At 66.2% G+C, this 6,118-nt stretch carries 5 protein-coding genes and 2 pseudogenes; 1 reads left to right on the plus strand and 6 read right to left on the minus strand.

Annotated features, from left to right (window positions below):
* From ACFDTC_RS11450 to pxpA, 4 genes and pseudogenes are all read right to left on the minus strand, one after another.
* A pseudogene (locus ACFDTC_RS11450) lies at nucleotides 1-173 on the minus strand (allophanate hydrolase); the annotation flags it as partial.
* On the minus strand, nucleotides 170-1,564 hold the full coding sequence (locus tag ACFDTC_RS11455; protein ID WP_375259010.1) for an acetyl-CoA carboxylase biotin carboxylase subunit: 1,395 nt from the start codon (nucleotides 1,562-1,564) through the stop codon (nucleotides 170-172). The pseudogene ACFDTC_RS11450 and the gene ACFDTC_RS11455, both read right to left, overlap by 4 nt.
* A 2-nt stretch (nucleotides 1,565-1,566) precedes the next feature.
* Complete coding sequence (locus ACFDTC_RS11460) at nucleotides 1,567-1,803, minus strand: acetyl-CoA carboxylase (protein WP_375259011.1); 237 nt, start codon at nucleotides 1,801-1,803, stop codon at nucleotides 1,567-1,569.
* Nucleotides 1,804-1,842: 39 nt separating this feature from the next.
* Complete coding sequence (pxpA, locus tag ACFDTC_RS11465; RefSeq protein ID WP_375259012.1) at nucleotides 1,843-2,562, minus strand: 5-oxoprolinase subunit PxpA; 720 nt, start codon at nucleotides 2,560-2,562, stop codon at nucleotides 1,843-1,845.
* 301 nt (nucleotides 2,563-2,863) lie between these two features.
* On the opposite strand from pxpA, the gene ACFDTC_RS11470 reads away from it, so the two are divergent.
* On the plus strand, nucleotides 2,864-3,766 hold the full coding sequence (locus tag ACFDTC_RS11470) for a LysR family transcriptional regulator (RefSeq protein WP_375259013.1): 903 nt from the start codon (nucleotides 2,864-2,866) through the stop codon (nucleotides 3,764-3,766).
* An 81-nt stretch (nucleotides 3,767-3,847) separates the two neighbouring features.
* Here the strand turns inward: ACFDTC_RS11470 and ACFDTC_RS11475 are convergent, their stop codons facing one another.
* Together ACFDTC_RS11475 and ACFDTC_RS11480 are read right to left on the minus strand one after the other, a co-directional pair.
* Nucleotides 3,848-5,806 (minus strand): hydantoinase B/oxoprolinase family protein, encoded by a 1,959-nt coding sequence (locus ACFDTC_RS11475; RefSeq protein ID WP_375259014.1) that lies wholly within the window; start codon nucleotides 5,804-5,806, stop codon nucleotides 3,848-3,850.
* Between the two features lie 3 nt (nucleotides 5,807-5,809).
* Nucleotides 5,810-6,118 (minus strand): annotated as a pseudogene (locus ACFDTC_RS11480) (hydantoinase/oxoprolinase family protein); the annotation flags it as partial.

The following is a 6,118-nucleotide window of genomic DNA, read 5'->3' on the forward strand; positions in this document are numbered from 1 at the left end:
TCGAACTTGATCTGGAACGACGCGTTCGCCGGGCAGATCTCGGTCACGCCGTCGATCTTGGCGTCGCGCACGGCGTTGGTCATGGCAAGCGAGGTGAAGAACGCCTCGAGCGACATTTCCTCGTCGACCTCGACGAAGATGTGTTCGTCGCCTCCGAAAGTGTACCGGCTCATGTCGTTGTCTCTCCCTGATCGGTGAGTGTGTCGGCGGCGTGCTCGAGCCATGTCTCGAGCCAGCGCGTGTGCACCGCGTTGGCCTGCACGTCCGCGTTCCGCGCGAGCGCCGTGAACAGGGGCGCCGTGGTGGGCAGGCCGCCGATCTCGAGATCGCGCAGTGCGGCTTCGAGCCGCGCGATCGCGGCCTTTCGGTCCGGCGCCCAGACGATCAGCTTGCCCAGCAGCGAGTCGTAGAAGGGCGGGATCGCGTAGCCTTCGTAGAGCATGTGGTCGAAGCGGATGCCCTCACCCTCGGGCACGCGCAGCGCGCTGACCTGTCCGGGGAACGGCATGAAGCCGTTTGCCGGATCCTCGGCGTTCAGCCGCACCTCGATCGCGTGGCCGTTGCGCGCGATGTCCGCCTGCGTCAGGCCCAACGGCTCGCCGCCGCAGACCCGGATCATCCCGGCCACGAGGTCGGTGTCGCAGATCATTTCGGTCACCGGATGCTCGACCTGGATCCGGGTGTTCATCTCGATGAAGTGGAAGTCTTCGGTCTCGTCGTCGTAGAGGAACTCGACCGTCCCGGCGCCGCGGTAGCTGACCGAGCGCGCCAGCGCCACCGCGGCATCGCAAAGCCGCTCGCGGGTGGCATCGTCCAGCGCGGCCGATGGTGCCTCTTCCCAGACCTTCTGCCGCCGCCGCTGAAGCGAGCATTCGCGGTCGTAGAAATGCACCACGTCGCTGCCGTCGCCCAGCACCTGGACCTCGACGTGGCGGGCAGTCTCGATGACCTTCTCGATGTAGATGCCGCCGTCGCCGAAAGCCGATTTCGCCTCGTTCGCGGCCTGCGAGGCGAGGGTGCGGAATGTCTCGGCGTCCTGCGCGATGCGGATCCCACGCCCGCCGCCGCCGGCCGAGGCCTTGATCATCACCGGAAAGCCGACCTCGCGCGCGATCGTCAGCGCGGCGTCCATGTCGTTGATCACGCCGTCGCTGCCCGGCACGGTGGGCACGCCCACCTTGCGCGCCTGTTCGCGCGCCGCGGCCTTGTCACCCATCAGCCGGATCGTGTCGCCGGTCGGGCCGACGAAGACGAAGCCCGCGCGTTCCACGGCGTCGGCGAAATCCGCGTTTTCGGACAGGAAACCATAGCCGGGATGGATCGCATCCGCCCCGCTTTCGTGCGCGGCGGTCAGGATGGCGTCGGTGTTCAGGTAGGATTTCGCGGCCGAGGGCGGGCCGATCACCTTGACCTCGTCCGCGATCCGCGCGGCGAGGCTGTCGGTATCCGCCTCGCTGGCAACCTGCACCACGCGCATGCCCAGCGCCTTCGCCGCGCGGTTGATCCGGCAGGCGATCTCGCCCCGGTTCGCGATCAGGATCGTTTCGATGCTGCGCGCCGCCATCGTCACTCGAGCTCGGCGATCGTCGTGCCCGCCGTGACCGGATCGCCGTCGTCGACCGGGAAGGCGGCGATGGTCCCGTCCGCGTCGGCCTTGATCTCGTGGAAGGTCTTCATCACCTCGACCAGGGCAATGGTGTCGCCCTTCGCGACGGTATCGCCGACCTCGCGGAAGGGCGGTTCCTCGGGCGAGGGTTTGCGGAAGAACGTGCCCGGTATCGGGCTCTTGATCGCGTGCGCCATGGGTCTCTCCTGTTCCTGTAACCGGCTCGCCTGCGCGGCCTAGAGCTTGCTCACCGCCGTATGGACCGCCTTGGCGATCTCGACCGAATTCGGCGTGTCCGAATGGATGCAGACGGTCTCGGCCTTCGCGGGCAGCGTCTTGCCGCCCACTGTGGTCATCTTGCCGTCGCGCACCGCCTCGACCGCGCGGCGGGCGGCTAGCTCGGGCTCCACCGCCTCGTGCTCGCGCGTGATGATCAGCCCGCCCTCGTCGCTGTAGTCGAGGTCGGCGAAGAACTCGGGCAGGAAGCCCACGCCGCGCTCGGTATAGACCTCTTCGTGCAGCGTGCCCGCGATGCCGGTCACCGGCACGCCGTAGACTGCGGCCGCATCCGCCACCGCCTCGGCGATGGGGCGCTGACGCGCGGCCATGCCATAAAGCGCGCCATGCGGCTTGATGTGGCTCAACTCCATCCCCTCCATCTTCAGAAAGGCGTCGAGGGCACCAATCTGGTAGAGGACGATGTTGGCCATCTCCTCGCGGTCGATCTTCATCTCGCGGCGCCCGAACCCCGGCAGGTCGGGCAACGAGACATGCGCACCGACCTTTACACCGTGCCGGTTGGCCAGCGCGACCGTGCTGCGCATGTGGTTGGGGTCCGAGGCGTGGAACCCGCAGGCGACGTTCGCCTGCGTGATGTAGGGCATGATGCCTTCGTCGTTTCCGACCCGGTAGAGGCCAAAACTTTCGCCCATGTCGCAGTTGATGTCCGCCCGCATGGGCCGCCTCCTTCAAGCCTGTTCCGGAACCGTCGACCGATGCGCGACCGGCGATTTGGCGAAAGCTTAGAGGGAAGGCGCGGATATTGTAAAATTCGAATATCGGCGCAAAGATATCGAGAAATGAGATGCAGCAGAGCGTTGGATTGTGCAGTCTGAACGACGGGGTGAGGCGCCGTTTCGGAAGGCGTTGCAATGGGCTGTAAGCGGTCCCTGAAGCAATCGTCCTAATGAATGACCTTAGGTCAAGGTCGCGCAATGGTCCGCGTAATCGATTTCCCGGAATGAAGGTATCGGAAAAATGAAAGAGCCGTCGCTGCGCCAGATCCGCTACTTCACGGCCGTCGCGAATGCAGGCCAAGTGTCCCGCGCGGCCCGTGAACTCAACGTCTCGCAGTCGGCCCTGACCAATGCCGTCAAGCAGCTCGAGGACATCATCGGCGTACCGCTTTTCGTGCGCCACGGCAGTGGCGTGACCCTGACCTACGAGGGCAATATCTTCCTCGATCACGCGCTGCGCGTCATGTCGGTGGTGGAAGAGGCCGTCCGTTCGCCGGGCCGCAAGCGCGACGACATCACCGGTCGGCTGCGTCTCGCGATCACCTACACGGTCGCAGGCTACTTCATCTCGCCCTTCATCGAGCGCTTCATGCACGCCTTCCCCGGCGTCGCGGTCGAACTGACCGAGGCTCCGCGCGCGCGCATCGAGGACGGGCTGGTGTCCGGGAACTTCGACCTCGCGGTGCTGCTGACCTCGAACATCGTCGACCAGGAAGGGCTGGAATACGAGACGCTGCGCCAGTCGCGCCGCCGCCTGTGGCTTGCTTCGCGGCATCCGCTTCTGTCGCAGCCGAACGTCACCTTGGCGGACGTCGCGCGGGAGCCGTACATCATGCTGACCGTCGACGAGGCCAGCAACACCGCGCAGCGCTACTGGAACCAGACGGCGCATCGTCCGAACACCATTCTGCGCACCTCGTCGGTCGAGGCCGTGCGCTCCTTCGTGGCCGGCGGCATGGGCGTCACCATCCTGTCGGACATGGTCTATCGGCCGTGGTCGCTGGACGGGCGCCGGGTCGAGGTGATCCCACTGGCAGACAAGGTGCCCACGATGGACGTGGGCCTGGCCTGGCCCGCCAACGTGCCGCTGGGCAGCGCCGCCTCGGCCTTCCGCGACTTCATGCATCTGGGCGACGAGGCGTGACTACGCCGATTGAACGATGCCGCAAAAAAGGGCCGCCCTTTCGGACGGCCCGTTGACGATGCATGCGGATACGTCCACGCGTCAGATCCAGTGCGCGACGCTGCGACGCTCGAAGGTCTCGCGGAACTGCGCGGTGGTCTTCGGCAGCAAGTCCCCCGTCTCCCATTCCAGGATCACGGCGTAGCGGCGCACCGCGTCCAGCGCGTCGATCTCGCCGGACTTGTAGAGATCCGCGACCTGCTGCGGGTCCATGCGCGCCCAGTCGAGGCGCGCGGCCCTGATCTCGGCCCGCAGCTTTTCGGTGGCGGCGGTGTCGACCTCGTATTCGCACAGGTCGGCGTCGATCTCAGTGATGACAACACCGTAATCCCGCGCCGCGCGCTCGACCGAGACGTAATCGTCGATCACGTCCTCGCGCACCTTATCGACGTCGCGCTCCAGCGGGTCGCCGAAGCCGCCTCCGCCGGCGGTGGGCCGCGCGAATTCGTCGCCCGTGTGAACCGGGTAGTCCGAGAACACCGACCCCAGCCATTTCGCCTCGGTCTCGCCGTTGCGGCGGATGGTCAGGCCATGCGGCATCGACGGCAGGCCGCCCTCGATCCCCCAGACCACCGCGCGCTCTCGGTCGCAGATGTAGGACATCACGGCGCTTTCGCTTTCCAGCAGGATCGAGGTCTTCTGCACCCCGGCCCCGCCGCGCCACTTCCCCGGCCCCGGGCTGTCGCGCAGGATCTGGAATTCAGTCGTGCGGGTCGGGTTGACGCGCTCGTTGCCCTCGTTGGGCTGCGACATGAGGCCGGTGCCGAAACAGGCGGTCGTCACGTCCGAGCCGTCCTTGCCGTTCCGCCCGCCCCAGCCGCCGGGAAGCCATTCGTAGAACATGAACATCGGCTTGTCCGGCGACCGCAGGTCGCGCCCGCCCGCCAGCAGGTATTCGAGGTTGAACGCGCAAGCGATGGCCCGCTCGGGCATGATCTGCGACCACATCTCGAAGATCGCGTTCATGATCTTCTCGAACGGCATCAGGAACCCGGTCACCGCGACCGGCCACTGGGCGCTGACGACGCTGCCTTCGGGCGCCGAGATGTCGATCATCCGGTAGAACCCGCTGTTGAGCGGCAGGTCCGGGAAGAACGTCTTCATGCCCGCCACCACGGCCGAGAACGTGGCCCCCGGCGCCGAGTTGTAGATCGACGCGATAGTGGGATGGCTGCCCGCGAAGTCGTAGTGGATCCGGTCGCCCGCGATGGTCATCCTGATGTGGATGGGGATCATACCCTCGCCCTGCCCCGGGTCGCGGTCGATGTAATCCACCGTCTCCCACGTGCCGTCCGGCAGCGCGGCGATGCGCTGGCGCACCGAGCGTTCGACGTAATCCTGCACCTCGCGCATGCCCTGAAGCACCTGATCGCGGCCGTATTTCCTGACCAGCCGCAGCACCTCGCGCTCGGACACCTGGGTGGCCTGGGCCTGCGAATGGATGTCGCCGATGATCGAGGCCGGATCGCGCGTGTTCGCCGCGATCATGCCGGCCACGTCGTGGCAGAACTCGCCCGCACGGAACAGGCGCACAGGCGTGATGCGCACCGCCTCGCGGAACATGTCGCGGGCGCTGACGTCGAACGAGCCGGGGACCGACCCGCCGAGGTCGGACCAGTGACCGTTCGACTGCGAGAACCCGATCAGCGTGTCGTCGTCGAAGATCGGTCGCACCAGCCGCACGTCGCTGAAATGCGTGCCCCCCGCGTAGGGGTCGTTGATCGCGTAGACGTCGCCGGGCATCATCTCGCCGCCGAAGACGCGGATCACGTCCTTGCAGGTGAAATGCAGCGTGCCGACATGCACGGCGATGTCTTGGTTGCCCTGCGCGACCGAGTTGCCCTCGGCGTCGTGCAGCCCGTTCGAGAAGTCGCGGTTGTAGATCACGAAGGAATAGCAGGTGCGCAGCATCTGCTCGGCCATCTGGTCGACGGACGTGATGAACGAGTTCTTCAGAACCTCGAATGTCACCGGATCGAGTTGGTCATGAATCTGGGTCATTTTTCATGCCTTCGTGTGAATGAGAATGTTCATGTAGGCGTCCACCTCGGCGGTCATGCCGGGCGGCACGACGGTGGTGGAATCCAGCTGCTCGACGATGGCCGGGCCGCGGAAGGTGGCGCCCGCTGTCAGCGTTTCACGTTCGTACATCGCGGCATCGTGCGCCGTGCCGTCGAACCAGACCTTGCGGTGCTGCGCGGCCTCGGGCGTGTAGGTCTCTGGTTCGGTGCGCGCGGGTTCGGCCTTGGGCACGATACCGACCGCCTTGACCGCCACGCGGAACAGCGACACCGGCGCGTCCTTGCGCGAATA

This window comes from Citreimonas sp., from assembly GCF_042096055.1.
Lineage (GTDB): Bacteria > Pseudomonadota > Alphaproteobacteria > Rhodobacterales > Rhodobacteraceae > Citreimonas.

Coding starts and splice junctions, on each gene's coding strand:
- ACFDTC_RS11460 (WP_375259011.1), bottom strand. CDS start 1,803: ATGGCGCACGCGATCAAGAGCCCGATACCGGGCACGTTCTTCCGCAAA.
- ACFDTC_RS11470 (WP_375259013.1), top strand. CDS start 2,864: ATGAAAGAGCCGTCGCTGCGCCAGATCCGCTACTTCACGGCCGTCGCG.
- ACFDTC_RS11475 (WP_375259014.1), bottom strand. CDS start 5,806: ATGACCCAGATTCATGACCAACTCGATCCGGTGACATTCGAGGTTCTG.
- ACFDTC_RS11455 (WP_375259010.1), bottom strand. CDS start 1,564: ATGGCGGCGCGCAGCATCGAAACGATCCTGATCGCGAACCGGGGCGAG.
- pxpA (WP_375259012.1), bottom strand. CDS start 2,562: ATGCGGGCGGACATCAACTGCGACATGGGCGAAAGTTTTGGCCTCTAC.